Genomic DNA, 15,341 nt, shown 5'->3' with positions numbered 1-15,341 from the left:
TGCGATGCGGTAATCCACATGGCGGCGTAGGGGGGACGGGCGATAGTCGGTTGAGTACGTTGCATTTCCTATTCCCATTCCCCTTCTGCTGTGCGATCAGCCCGCGGTTACGGTCATGCCGCCATCGGCCATAACCACCGAGCCGACCATGAAACTCGCGCGGTCCGAGGCGAGGAAGGCGACGATTTCGGCAATTTCTTCCGGTTGCGCAGCGCGGCCGATCGGTGCCGCTTCGCCGTGTTTGGCCAGAAAACCGGGGCCGTCGTCGACCACGTCATTGAGGATGTTGGTCACCACATCGCCGACGCCGATGGCATTGACGCGGATGCCATGCTCGATCACTTCGAGCGCCAGCGTGCGGGTCAACTGGGCCAGCGCGCCCTTGGACGCGGTGTAGGCAGCGATCGTTGGAAAGGCGAAGTAGGATGCGTAAGAGGCGATGTTGACGATTGCCCCGGATCTGTTGGGCATCATCGCCTTCACCGCCTCGCGGCAATGCAAGAAGGCCGCAGTGGCGTTGACTGCCTGAATGCGCTCCCAGTCTTCGCGGGTCATGTCGATGACAAGCTTGTTGATGATGATCCCGGCGTTGTTAACCAGGATGTCCAGCCGACCGAACTGCTCGACGGCCAGGCCGACCGCGCGCTCGGCGGCTGCGTCTTCGCTGATGTCCGCCACCAGCGGCACCAGCCCGGGGCGGGCGAGCTCTTCGACGGTGGGGTTCAGGTCTTCAGCAACGACCTTGGCGCCACGAGCATGCAGTAACAGTACGATGGCTTTGCCGATGCCACTGGCCGCGCCGGTGACCAGCGCGACTTTGCCGGCGACTTCGTGGGGAATGCGGTAGGTGATATCAGTCATGATGCTCTCCTGCGTTGCGAGCCGAGGAGACATTCGCCGGCCCGGCGCCCGTGAGGCGCTGTCGTTATCGACGGCTTCACTGTCTCTCAACGTGCATGTTCGGGCTTTCGCAGGCTTGCCTGGACTGTTGGGGTTTTGCTCCAACATGCGAGACCCAGGCGCACCCGGTCTGTCCCGCGACCTTGCTCATGGCCGCCGCCGCGTTATCCTATCGACACCAGCCCTCGTCAGAGGGCTTTGTCGATGGAGCATTCTGTGCACCAACCCGATCCGCAAAACCTCGCAGCCAGCGATGCTCAACGCATCACGGGCGAATCGATGCTGCACTATTTGCCGGGAACGCCGCGGACATTACCGCCGCGCCCGCAGATGCGGGACGTGGTGATGTTGCGATTCAGCCATCACAGCATCGCCAAGCCCATCCTGGTGCCCGCTGTGGTCGAGCCTCTGCTGGTGTGGGTGCTGGCGGGCGCGGCTCGGGTCGAGGAGCGCGTTCTGGGTGGGGAATGGGTCGCGTCCGACGTCAAGACCGGCGACTTCTTTCTCACCAACACTGGCGAGCCCTACGAGATGCGCTGGCAGACCCAAGGCTGTGACACTTTCGAGGTGTTGCACCTGTATCTCGGCCTGCCATTGATTGATCAAGCCGCGCGCGAGGTACTGGGCGAGCACGCCGACCCGGTCACCTTCCTCGATGTTTCCGGTGCCCGGGATGACCGAATCAGTTTCCTGTTGGAGCAACTGCGCCAGGAGCTCATCGACGAGCGCCAGCCCAGCCCCTTGTTTGCCCACAGCCTGGCTCAGGCGCTGGCCGTGCACTTGGTGCGGCGCTACCTTGACCCCAACCGCAGTGCCCGGCGCAACAACGCGTTGCAGGCCTACAAACTGCGCCGCGTCATCGAGGCAATGACCGAGGGGCTGGGCGCAGATTTCAGCCTCGCGAATCTTGCGCGGGTTGCGCAACTGAGCGAGTACCACTTCAGCCGCATGTTCAAGCGCGCCACCGGGCTTTCACCCTCGCAGTACTTCATCCGCCTGCGCATGAGCCGGGCCCGGCATCTGCTGCTGGAGACGGACCGAAGTATCATCGATGTCGGATTGGAAGTCGGCTACTCGAGCCCCAGCCATTTTTCCCAGGTATTTCGCCGCGAGGTGGGCGTCACGCCCAGCGCCTATCGCCGGGCTTGACGGCTGTTTCAGAGGTTCTGCGGTTTGCGGTGTTCATTCGGATGGTGTGAAAGGCTGCGCCGTTGGTCCGAGTGATCCATGGCTGAAGCCGCAACGGCCTGCCAAAAAAATAATTGCGTCAGGCTGTCGATTTCGACCCTTGCCATTCGATTAGTCCGTAGAGCCACCACAAGGGCGGCTTAATCCATCCACTCTCAGGAGATAAGCGCATGCGATTTATGGTGATCGTCAAAGCCAGCCCGGAATCGGAAGCCGGACAGATGCCCAGCGAAGAATTGCTCGCCGCCATGGGCGCCTACAATGAAGAATTGCTCAAGGCCGGGGTGATGCTCGCCGGGGAAGGGCTGCATCCCAGTGCCAAGGGTGTGCGCGTGCAGTTTTCCGGCAAGAACCGGACCGTCGTCGAGGGGCCTTTTGCGCAAACCAGGGAATTGATTGCCGGCTTCTGGATCTTCCAGGTCCAGTCGCTGCAGGAAGCCATCGACTGGGTCAAACGCTGCCCGAACCCGATGATCAGTGACAGTGAAATCGAGATCCGCCAGATCTTCGAAGCCGAGGATTTTGGCGAGAGCTTTACCCCCGAGTTGCGCGAGCAGGAAGAGCGTCTGCGGGCGCAGTTGTCCAATCAATCGTGAAGCCGACTACTGGAGTTGCGAGCATGAAAATCATCCCTTACCTGACCTTCAACGGCCGCTGCAAGGAAGCCTTTGCGTTGTACAAGGAGGTACTTGGCGGCGAGCTGTTTTCCATGTCCTTTGCCGAGGCGCCGGAGGACGTCGGCATGCCCAAGGACGCCGACCTGATCATGCACACCTGCCTGACCGTGGGCAATTTCAGCCTGATGGCTTCCGATTGCCCGCCAGGCCAGCCGTATCGCCAGCCGCAAGGCGTTTCGGTTTCCCTCAACGTCGACAGCGTGGAGGAGGCCGAGCGGCTGTTCAACGGCTTGAGTGCGGGTGGCAACGTACAGATGCCCTTGGCGAAGACCTTTTGGGCGGAGCGCTTCGCCATGTTTGAAGACCGTTTCGGGATTGCCTGGATGGTCAACTGCGAGGGCGGGAAATAAGCCGAATAATGCCTAGGTCGTCGGCCTGTAGTTGGCCGACGACTTGAGCATCGGATGGGCATTCGGTTCATTAAACTAATTTGATGGGCAACCGGGTCAATAATGAGGACCGTTTCCGCGCCCAGGTTTATTCGATCGCGTATGTTTTCCGCGTTGCATTAGGAGCAGAGTAGGGGACAACGTGCAGACCAACCTATTTCTCAGCGCTTGTCAGGTACGGAGTCAACAAAGCTCTTTCGATGTCTGGTACGCGGAGCGGTTTGCGCGTCTCGATATCGAGAGTCACGATGGTCGTTCGTGCCTGAACACACGGCCGATCGTTCTGCCACAACTCCTGTAGGAAGCAGACGGAACTGTTGCCGATTCTTTCGACGGCGGTTCGCACTGTAACCAGCGATCCCCAGTGAAGCTCACGGCTGAAATCGACGTTCAGGTTGACGACCATTGTCGGTACCCGGGATCCTAGTTCTTCACGAAATAGCGCTGCACGTCCGTCCGCCAGCCAGACAGGGATCACGGTGTTATTGATATGTCCGCGCATATCGGTTTCGCTGAAGCGAGGCTTGATCGATGCTTCAAAATAAGGACTCATGTGCCTGTCCTATGACTGAGTGGGTCGATGAACCCGACTGCAAACGCTGTTGTCAGCCGGGCTGAAACGGGCATCCTGGCTGCAGGGTTTACGCCTGCGTTTATTTCACGACGTCCGTATCAGGTCAGAGGCGCTCGATGATGAGTGCCACGCCTTGGCCTACCCCAACGCACATGCTGCAAAGCCCATAGCGGCCTTGCTGGTGGTCCAGTTGGTTCAGGGCGGTCGTGACCAGTCGCGCACCTGACGCGCCCAGAGGATGACCAATGGCAATCGCGCCCCCGTTAGGGTTGACCCGCGGGTCATCGTCCCTCAACCCCAGACGTCGACACACGGCGATGGCTTGTGATGCGAAGGCTTCGTTGAACTCGATGACGTCCATCTGTTCGATGTGCAGGCCGGACATGCGCATGACTTTTTCCACCGCAGGTACCGGGCCCATGCCCATGAGGCGGGGGGCGACACCCGCGGTGGCCATGGCGACTACCCGGGCGCGCGGAGTGAGCCCGTGCTTGTCAACGGCGTCGGGGCTGGCCATCAGCAGCGCGCAGGCACCGTCGTTGATACCCGAAGAGTTACCGGCTGTCACCGTACCTCCTTCCTTGATGACACCCCTCAAACCACTGAGTCCTTCGAGAGCGCTTTGCGGGCGAGGATGCTCGTCCAGGGTAATGATCCGATCGGGCTTGCGCGGCTGTTTGATTGTCACCGGGATAACTTCGTTGGCAAAGAAGCCAGAATCCTGGGCTCGTTGCCAGCGCTGCTGGCTGCGCAGGGCAAAGGCGTCCTGGTCCGCACGCGACACGCCTTCCTCTTCCGCCACGTTCTCGGCGGTCAGTGTCAGCGCGTCGACTCCGTACATCGACTGCATTTTCGGGTTGATCAGGCGCCAGCCTATGGTGGTATCTTCCAATTGTTGGTTACGCGCAAACGCTTGCTCCGCCTTGGCCAGCACATAGGGAGAGCGGCTCATGCTTTCGACACCGCCGGCGATCATCAGCTGTGCGTCCCCACAGCGCAGCGCTCGGGCGGCACTGCCCACTGCGTCGAGGCCGGAGCCGCACAGGCGATTGAGCGTAGATCCAGGCACCGAAATCGGCAGGCCGGCCAACAGCGACGCCATTCGGGCGACGTTGCGGTTGTCTTCACCGGCCTGGTTGGCGCAGCCATAGATCACATCGTCGATTTGGCTCCAGTCCAGCGTCGGGTTACGACGGATTAACGCTTCGATAGGCAACGCTGCCAGGTCGTCCGTGCGAATCGATGACAGGGCGCCATTAAAACGGCCAAATGGTGTGCGGATAGCATCGCAAATGTAAGCTTCTGACATTGTTGTCACTCCTTTGCGCGATTGGCATCAAGTTTTATCAGGGCCGCATCACCACGTTCCTGACCTTTGCCAGAGACTTCGACGAAACGGTCCAGAGCGGCATTCAGTTCAGCCAACTCCATCTTGCGGGCGATGAAGATCGGCCCACCCCGCCAGCGGGGAAATCCGTAACCGTGGGCTAAGGCGATATCAATATCCTCCGGGCGCTGGCAGACGCCTTCTCCGAGCAGCAGCAAGGCTTCGTTGATCAACGCCAGCATGGCGCGCTGCTGTATTTCTTCACGACTGAACGGTTTTGGCTCGATGCCTTTTTCAAGACGGTAATTGGCGATGATCTCGGCGACTGCAGCGTCGGTCTGCGGCTGGCTGTCTCCGCTATACCGGTAGTAGCCCTCGGCAGTCTTGCGCCCCAGACGACCGGCTTCGCAGATCAGGTCCGCAATGCCTACGTAGCGACGCTGGTGACGCGTATCGATGGTCTGCTGACGCATCCTCCAGGCGATATCCAGCCCCGACATGTCGGCCACCTTGAACGGTCCCATGGCGAAGCCGTAACTCTCGATGGCTGCGTCGATCTCTTCGGGGCTTGCACCTTCTTCGAGCATGAACTCACACTGGCGACGATAGGCGGCGTATAGCCGGTTACCGACAAAGCCCCAGGCGTTGTTGACGACGATTGCTTTCTTCTTCAGGCAGCCAGCGAACTTCAGCGCTGTACAAAGCGTTTCATCGCTGGTCGAGCTGCTGCGCACGACTTCCAGTAGCGACATGCGATGCGCTGGGCTGAAGAAGTGCAGACCCAGCACGCGCTCCGGGTGTGGGATACCCGCAGCGATCTTGTCGATATCGAGATAGGACGTGTTGGTCGCCAGCAGAGTATCTTCGCTCACCAGTGCGGCCAGGCTATTGAACAGCGACTTTTTGGCACCCAGCTCCTCGATGATCGCTTCGATCACCAGGTCGGCATTTGAGACGACGTGAATATCCTGAGTTGCAGTAAGGCGGGAAAGGGCGGCATCTCGGCTGTTGGCGCTCAAACGCTGCCGGTCGACTTCTCGTTCCAGTTCGCTCTTGATGCGGCTTACGCCTGCTTCGAGAGCTTCCGGGTTCAGTTCAATCAGGTCGACGCTGTATCCGGCATTCAACGCACAAAGTGCGATGCCGCTGCCCATGGTGCCGGCACCGATGACCGCTATTCGCTCGAGCGTGCGTCCCGCAACTTGCTGCTCTGGAGTATATGGCTCAGTACGCTCTGCAAAGAACAGGTAGCGCAGGGCCTCGGCCGATTCGCTGCCGCGTAGGGCAAGAAAGTGTGAGCGCTCCCTGACGATGGCATCTGCGAAGCTCAGCTCATCAGCTACCAGGACCACCTCTGCCGCAACGGCTGCCGCGGGGAGGCCGCGGCAGCCTGACACCAGCTTGTGGGCCAGTGCTTTCAGTGCTGCCTTGTCCTCAAGGGGAACCGCGCGCGCGCTCAATGGTCTTTTGCCCCCTTTATAGTCGCACGCAAAGGACAGAACTTCAGCGTGCTGAGCTTGAGCATCGGTTTCCATCAGCAGATGATCCACCAGACCAAGCTTCAAGGCTCTGCCTGCGTTGACCGGTTTTCCGGTTACGATCATGTTCAGTGCTGTGGAAACGCCGACCGCTCGAGGTAAGCGTTGAGTGCCACCCGCGCCGGGGATGATACCGACCGTTACTTCCGGTAGGCCCACGGTGGCATTTGCCGTTGCCAGCCTTACATCACAGGCCAGGGCCAGCTCCAAACCGCCGCCGAGCGTGTATCCCTTTACGACTGCAATCACCGGCAGAGCGCAGGTTTCCAGGGCCGATGTAACCTGGGGCAGGGTGGGTTCCGTTGGTTCGTTTTCAAGCTCGCGCAAATCGGCGCCGGCCATCAAATTCCGCCCGGCGCCGGTCAAAACGACCGCGCGCGTCTGCTCGACATCGATGTCCGCCAACGCGGACAGGATTCCTCTTCTTACCGCTTCAGTGCTGCTGTTGACGGGAGGGTTATCGATGGTTATGACCGCGATATCACCTTCATATGCAAGATGAACCCGGCTGTCATTTTGTGCTTCAGCCATAGCGCCTTTCTCCGGTGACTGGGTGGGCGCTTGCCTGGCTCAGGACCAGTACGGCATCGGCCGCCACAACACCCTGGCCTTCGGGCTGGACGAAGAGTGGGTTGATTTCGGATGTCACCAGACGGTCGCCAAGCGCGGCGACCAGGGCCGAGAAGTTAACGATTGCCTGGGCAAGTGCCTCGGTATCCCGGCGCACGGAGCCACGATAGCCATCGAGTAACGGCCAGGTGGTCAGTTTCTGCATCATCGCCCTGGCTTGCTCAAGCGTCAGCCCCCCCTGTTCCGGCAACATGCACAGAGTGGTGTCTTTGAACAGTTCGGCGGTGACACCACCGGCCCCCAGCAGGATCGCCGTACCTAGGGCATCACGGTTGGCGCCGAGAATGAGTTCGTGGCCGCCCGCAACCATGGCTTCGACCAGGAACCGATCTGGGCGGTAACCTACGTGACTGCCCACATCCATGATCATCTGGTCGAAGCGCGCTCCGATGGTGTCTGCAGTCAGATGCAGGGCTACGCCACCAATATCGCTCTTGTGCAGGAGGTTAGCGTCCAATACCTTGAGGACTACCGGTTGGCCCAGTTCGCGAGCGGCATGGACGGCTTCCTCACGGCTGGTGACCACACGGCTTTCCGGCACGCTGATACCCACTTGACTAAACAAGACCTTGGCGGACGCTTCATCGATCGAACCCTCTGCCAGCGCGGTCATATCGGGAAGCTGGGCACTGGGTACCGCATGTGTGGAAGGGAGAGGCTGAGCGGAGAAGTACAAGGCTTCGAGCACGGCACTGCAGCTTTCCGGGGAGCAGAATCCCGGAATCCCGGCGCTGTTGAGGCGCTTGAGCGTCTCCGGTGCATAGGGGCTGACGTACGCAAGCACGGGTTTATTGTTGGTGTTCAGGCAATCCTGGATGGCGCAGACGACCAGATCGGGCATGGCCAGACCTGATGATCCGATAATTACCACGAGCGCATCGTAGCTGTCGCTTTTCAACAGCGTGCGGATCGCTTGGCGCAGCAGGTCAGGTTGAAGCCCGGCCAGAGTCACGTCGATCGGGTTGCGGTCGAGAGTGGTGGGGGTATCCCCCTGCAGTGCACGCAGCTTCTCAGCGGTGTCGGCATCCGGCTTGGGGGTGTCGAAATGGGTCATCCCCAGACTGTCGGCAATCAGCGTTCCTGCGCCTCCGGTGGAGGTCAGAATGGCTACACGGCGGCCAGCCAACTGGCGACCGGCAACCAGCACCGCGGGAATGTCGAGGAACTCGTCGAAGGTGTTGGCACGAATCACGCCCAGTTCCCGGAAGAAGGCATCGTAGACTCGGTCTTCACCGGCCAGTGCGCCGGTATGAGAGCTGGCCGCAGTGGCGCCGGCTTCGGAACGACCAATTTTGAACACTACCAGCGGTTTACCCGCTTCCCGGGCACGCAGCGCGACTTCACGGAAGCGCTGAGGATTGCGAATACTCTCCAGATAGAGCGCGATTACCTTGGTGTTTTCATCATCCACCAAGTAGTCAATGAAGTCGCTGACCTCAAGGTCTACCTCGTTGCTGGTGGATATGAGCGACGAGAGGCCGATGCCGCGGCCTGCTGCGCGGGAGAGCAGGGCACCGAGAATCCCACCACTCTGGGAGACCACAGCGACATGGCCAGCGGGCAGATCGCTGATCTCAAGGGCGCCGCTGGCGGAGAGTGGGATGCGTGCGGACAGGTTGACTAAACCGATGGTATTCGGACCCAGAAGGCGCATCGAGCCTGCGGCTGCTTTGAGCTCCTGCTGCAAATCATGTCCGTCTTCACCGGCCTCGGCAAAACCGCTGGCCAAGACGACGGCCGCTTTGCAGCCGAGCTTGGCAAGAGCGCGGACGGCCTCAATGCTGCGTTTTGCGCTGAGCAGCACAAGACCCACATCAGGGGCTTGCGGTAATGCCTCGATACTGGCGTAGCAGGTTAAGCCTTGGATCTCGGTAGCTTTGGGGTTGACCGGGTATATAGCGCCACCGAAGCCGTGTTTCAAAAGATAGGAGATCGGACGCCCAGAGGTTTTATTGCTATCTGCTGAGGCGCCAATGACGGCGATGCTTTTCGGGTTAAGTAGTGCATGGAGTTGTTGTTTCATTTGCCTGCCTCCTTGGCGGCAGTGAGGAAGGCCTGCACCGAGGCGCGGTGTTCCCGGGACGTATAACAAATACCTTGGGCTTTGCTGCCTTCGGCGAACACCTGGTGTTCTGACATCTCGTAGCTGTGGTTGATGATGGACTTGGTCAGGGCAATCGCAGTGCGCGAACCGCTACTCATTTCATCGGCTATGGCGATAGCGGTACTCAGCAGATTGTCAGCCTCACACATCCGGTCTGCGATACCCAGTTGGACTGCTTCCTCGGCTTCAACACGACGACCGCTAAATATCAGAGCCTTGGCACGGGCTAGGCCGACACGCCGTGGCAGAAAGTACAGGCCGCCACCATCAGGGATGAGGCCACGAGCGATATAAGCCCAAGTGAAGGTCGCTGGACGGGCGGCCACGACAAAATCGCAAGACAGTGCGAGGTCTGCGCCGAGACCTGCGGCAGCTCCATTGACGGCAGCGATAGTCGGGATGGGCAGGTTGAGCAGCAGGCTGGCGGCATAATGCACGCCTTGCTGGCGCTCCCAGCCGTTAAACCCAACGACCGCTGGATCCGCTTCCATGCGGGCTTGCATGCCGGATATATCTCCGCCAGCACAAAACCCTTTACCGGTGCCTGTAATGATCAGAGCGCGAACATTACGGTCACCACGCAAGCCCTCCAAAAGCTGTACCAACTCAGTGCGCATGGCATCACTCATCGCATTACGTTTTTCTGGCCGGTTTAGGGTCAGGATGGCAACCCCGTTCTCTTGGTGGTAGGTGATGAGATTGTTCTGACTCATTTTTTGCTCTCTTGTAATTTAATCAAACCGATTCGAGTTATGCCTGGCGGAATGACAGGCTGACTGTGTGAGTGCCAACTAATCTGGCGCTTGAGACAGTTAGCCCTTCATTCATCCTATTGAGCATTCTTGAGTTAACGAGTCAGCTGTTCAAATGACTAAACATGCCGATTGGTCTAACAAAACGTTGGGATGTCGTTCGGGTTGTCCAGCAACGGGTGGACTGTGAGCACTAAGTTGAGGGGTGCGGATCTGTCTGATGCACGGATTCTGGGCGGCTGAGCGTCGGCCCAACTGAGGTTCTGATAGCTGATGCCAAACAACCGGCTGCTCTAGACCAAATAAATGCTCAGTTCAGGGCTGCTGCGCGTTCAGTCATAGTGGGGGCGCGGTAAAAAGACGGGTTGAGTTCTGCTGGTCGTTAAATCTACAGCTGGAGCTGGGCAAAAGTTTGCCTGGCGGCATCAGGAAGTAGGCAGCCCAAAAAATAAAAACAATCGCGCCACTGGCAGGCGTGGAAAATCCGAGACTTTTGTCGCGGTGAGAGGTAATGCAAATGAACACATCGAGTGCATCGACGACTCCAGATAGGCCGAAGGAATCGGCAAGAGATCAGTGCTGTATGGGTCGTGTAGTCAAAGCGCCCTTTGGCGTGTTGGATGTTCTTGCAGGGGTTGCCCTGTTGTGCGTGTTTGGGGGGTATTGTTGGGATGCCATGAACCTGCCTGGACCGGTAAGCCCGAATGGAATAGGCGTGGGTGAATTTCCCGTAATAATCGCCGTTTCAGCTCTTCTTGCTGTGGCTCTGATGCTTTGTCTCGGCGTGATCAAGTGTTTTCGCAAGAGCAATCAAGAAAAGGTCGCGATTTTTCGACCCCTGTCGGTGGTACTCGCAGTTTTGGTGCTGCTAAGTATCGGTAGCTATTTGGATACCCTGGGGCCAATTATTGGGGTGGCAGGACTTTCCTCTCTCATCATGCTTGTTGTGGGTGAGCGTCGATTTGTCCAGATCATTGCTGTTTCATTGGGCTTGAGTCTTGGGTTGTATGCGATCTTCGTTCTGGCCCTCGGTGTCAGCTTTTCTTGAGGTATCACCATGTTTGATAATATATTGATCGGGTTTTCGGCTTTTGCCGACCCTCTGGTGTTGGTCGGTTTAATTGTGGGTGCACTACTAGGATATATGATAGGTGCGCTCCCGGGGTTGGGCCCGAGTCTCGGTGTTGCTTTGTTGATTCCGTTTACGTATAGCCTTGATCCTCTTGTGTCAATCGTAACTTTGGTCTCTCTCTACGCTGCTGCCGAATATGGCGGCGCTATTTCTGCAATACTGATCAACTCGCCGGGGACCGCGGCGGCAGTAGCTACCTCTTGGGATGGCTTTCCGCTAACCCAACAAGGCAAGGCTGGCGTTGCGCTGACGATATCAATAGTTTCATCGGGTATTGGCATATTTATCAGTGCGGTCCTGTTGTTCCTGACAGCCGTTCCTCTTTCGGAATTTGCGCTGAACTTCGGGCCTACAGCCTATTTTGCGTTGGCCCTTGTGGGGTTGAGCCTTGTATCTACTCTGTCGAATGGTTCGCCTGTCAAAGGCGCTATCGCGATGGCCATTGGTCTGGCGCTTGCGACGGTCGGTCTTGATTCGCAGACCGGTATTCCCCGATTTAGCCCAAATCCTGAATTTTTCGAAGGCTTTCCACTGGTGCCGGTGCTGTTAGGTCTTTTTGCACTTTCGGAGGTTATTTTTATGGTCGAGGCAGGGCCTTCTGCCAAGACCAAGAGTCATCCGGTGAACAGCATCCTTGCAGTGCCTTTGAAAACGTTTGGGAAATTGAAGTTTAACTTGTTGAGAAGTTCTATTATTGGATATGTCATCGGCGTTGTGCCGGGTGCCGGAGCCTCTATCGCGTCATTCGTTTCGTACGCCGTAGCCAAGAAAGTATCGAAAACGCCCAATGAGTTCGGCAAAGGTAGTCTAGAAGGGATCGCCGCAGCGGAGTCTGCCAATAATTCCGCGGTGTCGGGTGCGCTTGCGCCACTCTTTGCGCTGGGTATTCCGGGTTCTCCGACAACAGCCATCATGATCGGTGCCCTGATGATTCACGGTATTCAGCCGGGTCCTTTGCTGTTCACGACGAATCCCGAGATTCCCTACACCGTTATAGCGGCCCTTTGGGTCAGTGTGCCAGTGATGATTTTCATCGGCTTGGCAGGGGCGAGGTACTGGGCGAAAGTAGCTGATATTCCTCGTCCGGCTATTGCGGCTGCGGTCTCGGTCATCTGCCTGATGGGGGCCTACGCTTCCGAGAACTCAATGTTTCCTGTTTACGTCACACTGGCCTTCGGTATTGTCGGCTATGTCTTGCGCAAGCTTGATATCCCGCTGGCTCCGATCATCCTGGCTCTGGTGCTCGGGGAGATGCTCGAAACCAATTTCCGCCGAGCGCTGGTTATTTCCAATGGTGAGTATGATGTTTTCTATAGTAGCCCGCTGACCCTGGTTTTACTGGCGGTTGCAGTGCTCTCTTTCGCGACGCCTGCCATACGCTTCCTGCATGATAAGTTCAGCAGAGGACGCTTGGTGTGATGGATGCTTAAATAAAAGTAACAACGTTGTCAGGTGATCGCAAAGTTTGAACTTTGACGAAAATTTGGACCGGTTGAGGCCCGATACCTCAAACCAATCATGGTTTGCTGTGTCGGGCTGTTTTATGCTTGGAGGTTGCTTTCTTTTTTTACCGGTTGCAGGTGGCGAATACTGTGAGTATCACGATTGTTTTGCTGGGATGCTATTGTAACTACCTTCATTCTAGAATAATGGGTCATGGTGCGAGTTAGAAATTGAGGGTGTCGTGATGGGTATAAATGTTTTCGGCGTTTTCCGGTTGTTGTTGCTGTATGTTCTCTGCTTTTGTGTGGGGCAGGTATTTCTAGAGATTGGGATGCCTTTGCCGTTCATGATTGGCCCACTGTTGTTAACGGCCTTTCTTTATATTACCGGTTTGATGAGGGCGACTGTTTCGGCGAAAACTCGACCCTATGGCCAAATGATAATTGCTTCTACCGTGGGATTGGCATTTACCAGCGATGCGTTGGCCGTTATTTTTGAGATGGGGTTCGCTATTGTTGGATTGGCTGTTCTTACAGGTCTGAGTGCCCTGCTTGTTTCATTATTGCTTAAACGATTTACACGTCTTGATTATTCAACGGCATTGCTATGCACCATACCCACCAGTCCGGTGGAGGCTGCCGTGATCGCTGAAAGGTTCGGGTTGAATAAGGGAGTGGTGGTACTGTCTCAAACAATCAGAATAGCGAGTGTCGTGGTCATCGTCCCGATCGCACTGTATGTGTTGGATGGTTGGCCAGGAAATGCTGAGCGAAATAGTGGGGTGGTTAGCCAGTTTGATCCTGGCGGTGTTTTGCTGCTAGCCATCTCTGCTTTGGCTGGTGCTGTGCTGTTTAAACTTCTCAGGTTGCCCAATCCCTATTTTTTTGGTGCTTTACTGGTTTCTGCCGCAGTATCCAGTAGTGGCTTTCATATTGCTCCTTACCCCTCGATAATCATGGCTGTAGCTCAAGTTGTCCTGGGTACTTGGTTAGGGTCGGTGTTTACAAAGGATCTATTTCTGGAGGTTAGACTGACGCTCTCCATCGTCATTTCCATGCTCTTTTTCCTTTTATTGACAAGCTTGATGGCCGTTGCGTTTGCTGTCCTGTCAGGGTTTCCATGGGAGGTCATGGTGCTCAGTGCTGCGCCTGGAGGGGTTACTGAAATGGCATTGACTGCGCAGTTCCTTGGCTACAACGTTGCAGTTATTGTTTCATTTCAAATTGTGCGGATATGCATATTCATGCCGGGCGTTCATTGGTTCATTGCAGTGGCTCGAAGGTTCGAGTTAGGGCGTTCATCCTAGCGAGTGGCAAAAGCGCTGATGAGAGGTGCACGCCTGTTGAGCTTCATGAATCATTCCGGTCGCTCAATTGGCTCCTGATCGTCTCGGTCAACTCAAGCAGAGGCCCCGAATAGCGCGTGATCACCTTGTCGATACTTTCGGTGGTTGAGAGGCTGATATTGAGTGCATGGGTGCGATAAGTGGGTAGATTAAGCGGGGCGGCTATTGATACCACTTGAGGCTGCCAGGAGGCTGCGCAGTAACCATGGCACATAACGCTTTGAATGGCATCGTTGATCTCTCTGCTCAACTCTGCCCAGCGGGAAGCACATCGCCGTGCTTTGAAATGTTCCAGCAGCGATTCGCGTCGAACCTCATCCTGAACTGACAGATAAGCCCGTCCCAGTGCGGTCAGGTCTATGGGCAGACGCTGCCCTGTTCCCACGATGCGCGGAGACTTGCGCGCGCCGAGCCTAATCGACTCGATATACACCATCTCATCGCCGTCCGCGGCCGCTAATCCAACGTTCACTTGGAGTTGTCTGGCGACTTGACGCATCAGCGGTTCCGATATCCGTACCAGAGAGCTTCCGTGATACAGGGTGTGCGCCAGACTTAGCAAGGAAGATGCTAGCCGATAGGCACCACTGATTGGGTCGTAGTCCAGGAAACCTGCACGGACTAGCGTTTGTGTGAGGCGGCTTACGGTCGACTTGGAGAGGCCGGTCCTTTCGCTTAGATCCCCGTTAGTCAGGTATTCACTACCCGGACGAAAAGCCCTCAACAAATCCAGGCCGCGCTCCAGGGACCGATTTGGTGTTGACTTGCCTTGACCGGGAATGCCCGGGAGCATCGCACCGTTGTTGGCGTCTTCCAATGCGTAAAATTGTTTGGTGGTCATTGTCATGGCGCTCTGTGGGTTCCGGATGAGCGGTACTGCCGGTAGGCGCACGGCGGGCAAATGAGCGACACCGGCACGGCGCAACCTTTGGCTGGCTTATTGCGGTCGCGACTGATGCTCTGCCCTCTTTTTGGCAACGCAGCATCAACGCATGGTCGTTCAGTTGCGTCAAGGCGCAGCTCGCTTGAACAGGTCCTCCAGGTGGAACGCGGGCACCGGCTAATTGAATCAAAACCAATCCTGCACCCAGGCGGGGGGAATTCCAGATGACCTGATGTCCGTCCTCCAGGCAGCTTGCTGTTCCAAGGAGTGGAACGGCTCGGTTGACCATTCGAATTTCGATTGCATAATCGATGAACGTTTCATTTCAGACTCATAACAACAAATAGGTCGCTATGAACATTCCCTATCTTAAGGCTCCGTTGCGGCGCTCCTCGGTATTTGTATATTGCTTGGCGCTCGCCCGTGATGATCGAGTCGTAGTAAATCTCATGTGGCGTC

Annotated in this window: 13 protein-coding genes; 6 read left to right on the top strand and 7 right to left on the bottom strand. The window is 57.0% G+C overall.

The annotated features are described in order from the left end of the window. Positions 1-96 precede the first annotated feature (96 nt). Complete coding sequence (locus MA884_RS01940; RefSeq protein WP_256228728.1) at positions 97-861, bottom strand: SDR family NAD(P)-dependent oxidoreductase; 765 nt, start codon at positions 859-861, stop codon at positions 97-99. Positions 862-1,104: 243 nt separating this feature from the next. Here MA884_RS01940 and MA884_RS01935 point away from each other — a divergent pair, with 243 nt between their 5' ends. The 3 genes from MA884_RS01935 (at position 1,105) to MA884_RS01925 (ending at position 3,115) form a co-directional block, all read left to right on the top strand. Next, positions 1,105-2,049 carry a helix-turn-helix domain-containing protein gene (locus tag MA884_RS01935; protein WP_256228726.1) on the top strand — a complete coding sequence of 315 codons (945 nt, stop codon included), beginning with the start codon at positions 1,105-1,107 and terminating at the stop codon, positions 2,047-2,049. A gap of 209 nt (positions 2,050-2,258) precedes the next feature. Then, positions 2,259-2,684 (top strand): YciI family protein, encoded by a 426-nt coding sequence (locus MA884_RS01930; RefSeq protein ID WP_107322852.1) that lies wholly within the window; start codon positions 2,259-2,261, stop codon positions 2,682-2,684. A 23-nt stretch (positions 2,685-2,707) separates the two neighbouring features. Beyond that, positions 2,708-3,115: a VOC family protein gene (locus MA884_RS01925; protein WP_256228725.1), complete on the top strand. Its 408-nt coding sequence runs from the start codon at positions 2,708-2,710 to the stop codon at positions 3,113-3,115. Positions 3,116-3,308: 193 nt separating this feature from the next. On the opposite strand, the gene MA884_RS01920 is transcribed toward MA884_RS01925, so the two are convergent. The 5 genes from MA884_RS01920 to MA884_RS01900 all read right to left on the bottom strand — a co-directional run bounded on the left by MA884_RS01920 (position 3,309) and on the right by MA884_RS01900 (position 10,040). Beyond that, positions 3,309-3,707, bottom strand: coding sequence for a thioesterase family protein (locus MA884_RS01920; RefSeq protein ID WP_256228724.1), 399 nt, complete (start codon positions 3,705-3,707; stop codon positions 3,309-3,311). A gap of 124 nt (positions 3,708-3,831) precedes the next feature. Then, positions 3,832-5,037: a 3-oxoadipyl-CoA thiolase gene (gene pcaF, locus MA884_RS01915; RefSeq protein ID WP_256228723.1), complete on the bottom strand. Its 1,206-nt coding sequence runs from the start codon at positions 5,035-5,037 to the stop codon at positions 3,832-3,834. A 5-nt stretch (positions 5,038-5,042) separates the two neighbouring features. Further along, positions 5,043-7,124, bottom strand: a complete 2,082-nt coding sequence (locus MA884_RS01910) for a 3-hydroxyacyl-CoA dehydrogenase NAD-binding domain-containing protein (RefSeq protein WP_256228722.1) — start codon at positions 7,122-7,124, stop codon at positions 5,043-5,045. Further along, positions 7,117-9,246: an acetate--CoA ligase family protein gene (locus MA884_RS01905; protein WP_256228721.1), complete on the bottom strand. Its 2,130-nt coding sequence runs from the start codon at positions 9,244-9,246 to the stop codon at positions 7,117-7,119. Before MA884_RS01905 ends, MA884_RS01910 begins: the two co-directional genes overlap by 8 nt. After that, the gene (locus tag MA884_RS01900; RefSeq protein WP_256228720.1) at positions 9,243-10,040 is read right to left on the bottom strand and encodes an enoyl-CoA hydratase/isomerase family protein; all 798 of its coding nucleotides are present in this window, start codon (positions 10,038-10,040) and stop codon (positions 9,243-9,245) included. The genes MA884_RS01905 and MA884_RS01900 overlap by 4 nt, the downstream gene beginning before the upstream one ends. 622 nt (positions 10,041-10,662) lie before the next feature. Between MA884_RS01900 and MA884_RS01895 the strand changes: the two genes are divergently transcribed. The 3 genes from MA884_RS01895 (at position 10,663) to MA884_RS01885 (ending at position 13,960) form a co-directional block, all read left to right on the top strand. Then, positions 10,663-11,127, top strand: coding sequence for a tripartite tricarboxylate transporter TctB family protein (locus MA884_RS01895; protein ID WP_256228719.1), 465 nt, complete (start codon positions 10,663-10,665; stop codon positions 11,125-11,127). 9 nt (positions 11,128-11,136) lie between these two features. Next, a complete protein-coding gene (locus MA884_RS01890) occupies positions 11,137-12,630 on the top strand; it encodes a tripartite tricarboxylate transporter permease (RefSeq protein ID WP_256228718.1) in 1,494 nt (497 codons plus the stop codon). 268 nt (positions 12,631-12,898) lie between these two features. Next, complete coding sequence (locus MA884_RS01885; protein ID WP_256228768.1) at positions 12,899-13,960, top strand: AbrB family transcriptional regulator; 1,062 nt, start codon at positions 12,899-12,901, stop codon at positions 13,958-13,960. A 43-nt stretch (positions 13,961-14,003) separates the two neighbouring features. On the opposite strand, the gene MA884_RS01880 is transcribed toward MA884_RS01885, so the two are convergent. Continuing rightward, positions 14,004-14,846, bottom strand: coding sequence for an IclR family transcriptional regulator (locus MA884_RS01880; RefSeq protein WP_371134714.1), 843 nt, complete (start codon positions 14,844-14,846; stop codon positions 14,004-14,006). Positions 14,847-15,341: the final 495 nt, after the last annotated feature.

The sequence above is a fragment of the Pseudomonas sp. Q11 genome (assembly GCF_024494355.1).
Classification (GTDB): Bacteria; Pseudomonadota; Gammaproteobacteria; order Pseudomonadales; family Pseudomonadaceae; genus Aquipseudomonas; species Aquipseudomonas hefeiensis.
Note: the sequence above shows the minus strand (reverse complement) of the source record. Positions and strands in the feature narration are given on the sequence as shown.

Bases quoted from the DNA above. Each gene is read 5' to 3' on its own strand.
- MA884_RS01910 (WP_256228722.1), bottom strand. From the start codon at position 7,124: ATGGCTGAAGCACAAAATGACAGCCGGGTTCATCTTGCATATGAAGGT.
- MA884_RS01905 (WP_256228721.1), bottom strand. From the start codon at position 9,246: ATGAAACAACAACTCCATGCACTACTTAACCCGAAAAGCATCGCCGTC.
- MA884_RS01930 (WP_107322852.1), top strand. From the start codon at position 2,259: ATGCGATTTATGGTGATCGTCAAAGCCAGCCCGGAATCGGAAGCCGGA.
- MA884_RS01890 (WP_256228718.1), top strand. From the start codon at position 11,137: ATGTTTGATAATATATTGATCGGGTTTTCGGCTTTTGCCGACCCTCTG.
- MA884_RS01885 (WP_256228768.1), top strand. From the start codon at position 12,899: ATGGGTATAAATGTTTTCGGCGTTTTCCGGTTGTTGTTGCTGTATGTT.
- MA884_RS01940 (WP_256228728.1), bottom strand. From the start codon at position 861: ATGACTGATATCACCTACCGCATTCCCCACGAAGTCGCCGGCAAAGTC.
- MA884_RS01880 (WP_371134714.1), bottom strand. From the start codon at position 14,846: ATGACAATGACCACCAAACAATTTTACGCATTGGAAGACGCCAACAAC.
- MA884_RS01935 (WP_256228726.1), top strand. From the start codon at position 1,105: ATGGAGCATTCTGTGCACCAACCCGATCCGCAAAACCTCGCAGCCAGC.
- MA884_RS01925 (WP_256228725.1), top strand. From the start codon at position 2,708: ATGAAAATCATCCCTTACCTGACCTTCAACGGCCGCTGCAAGGAAGCC.
- MA884_RS01895 (WP_256228719.1), top strand. From the start codon at position 10,663: ATGGGTCGTGTAGTCAAAGCGCCCTTTGGCGTGTTGGATGTTCTTGCA.
- MA884_RS01900 (WP_256228720.1), bottom strand. From the start codon at position 10,040: ATGAGTCAGAACAATCTCATCACCTACCACCAAGAGAACGGGGTTGCC.
- MA884_RS01920 (WP_256228724.1), bottom strand. From the start codon at position 3,707: ATGAGTCCTTATTTTGAAGCATCGATCAAGCCTCGCTTCAGCGAAACC.
- pcaF (WP_256228723.1), bottom strand. From the start codon at position 5,037: ATGTCAGAAGCTTACATTTGCGATGCTATCCGCACACCATTTGGCCGT.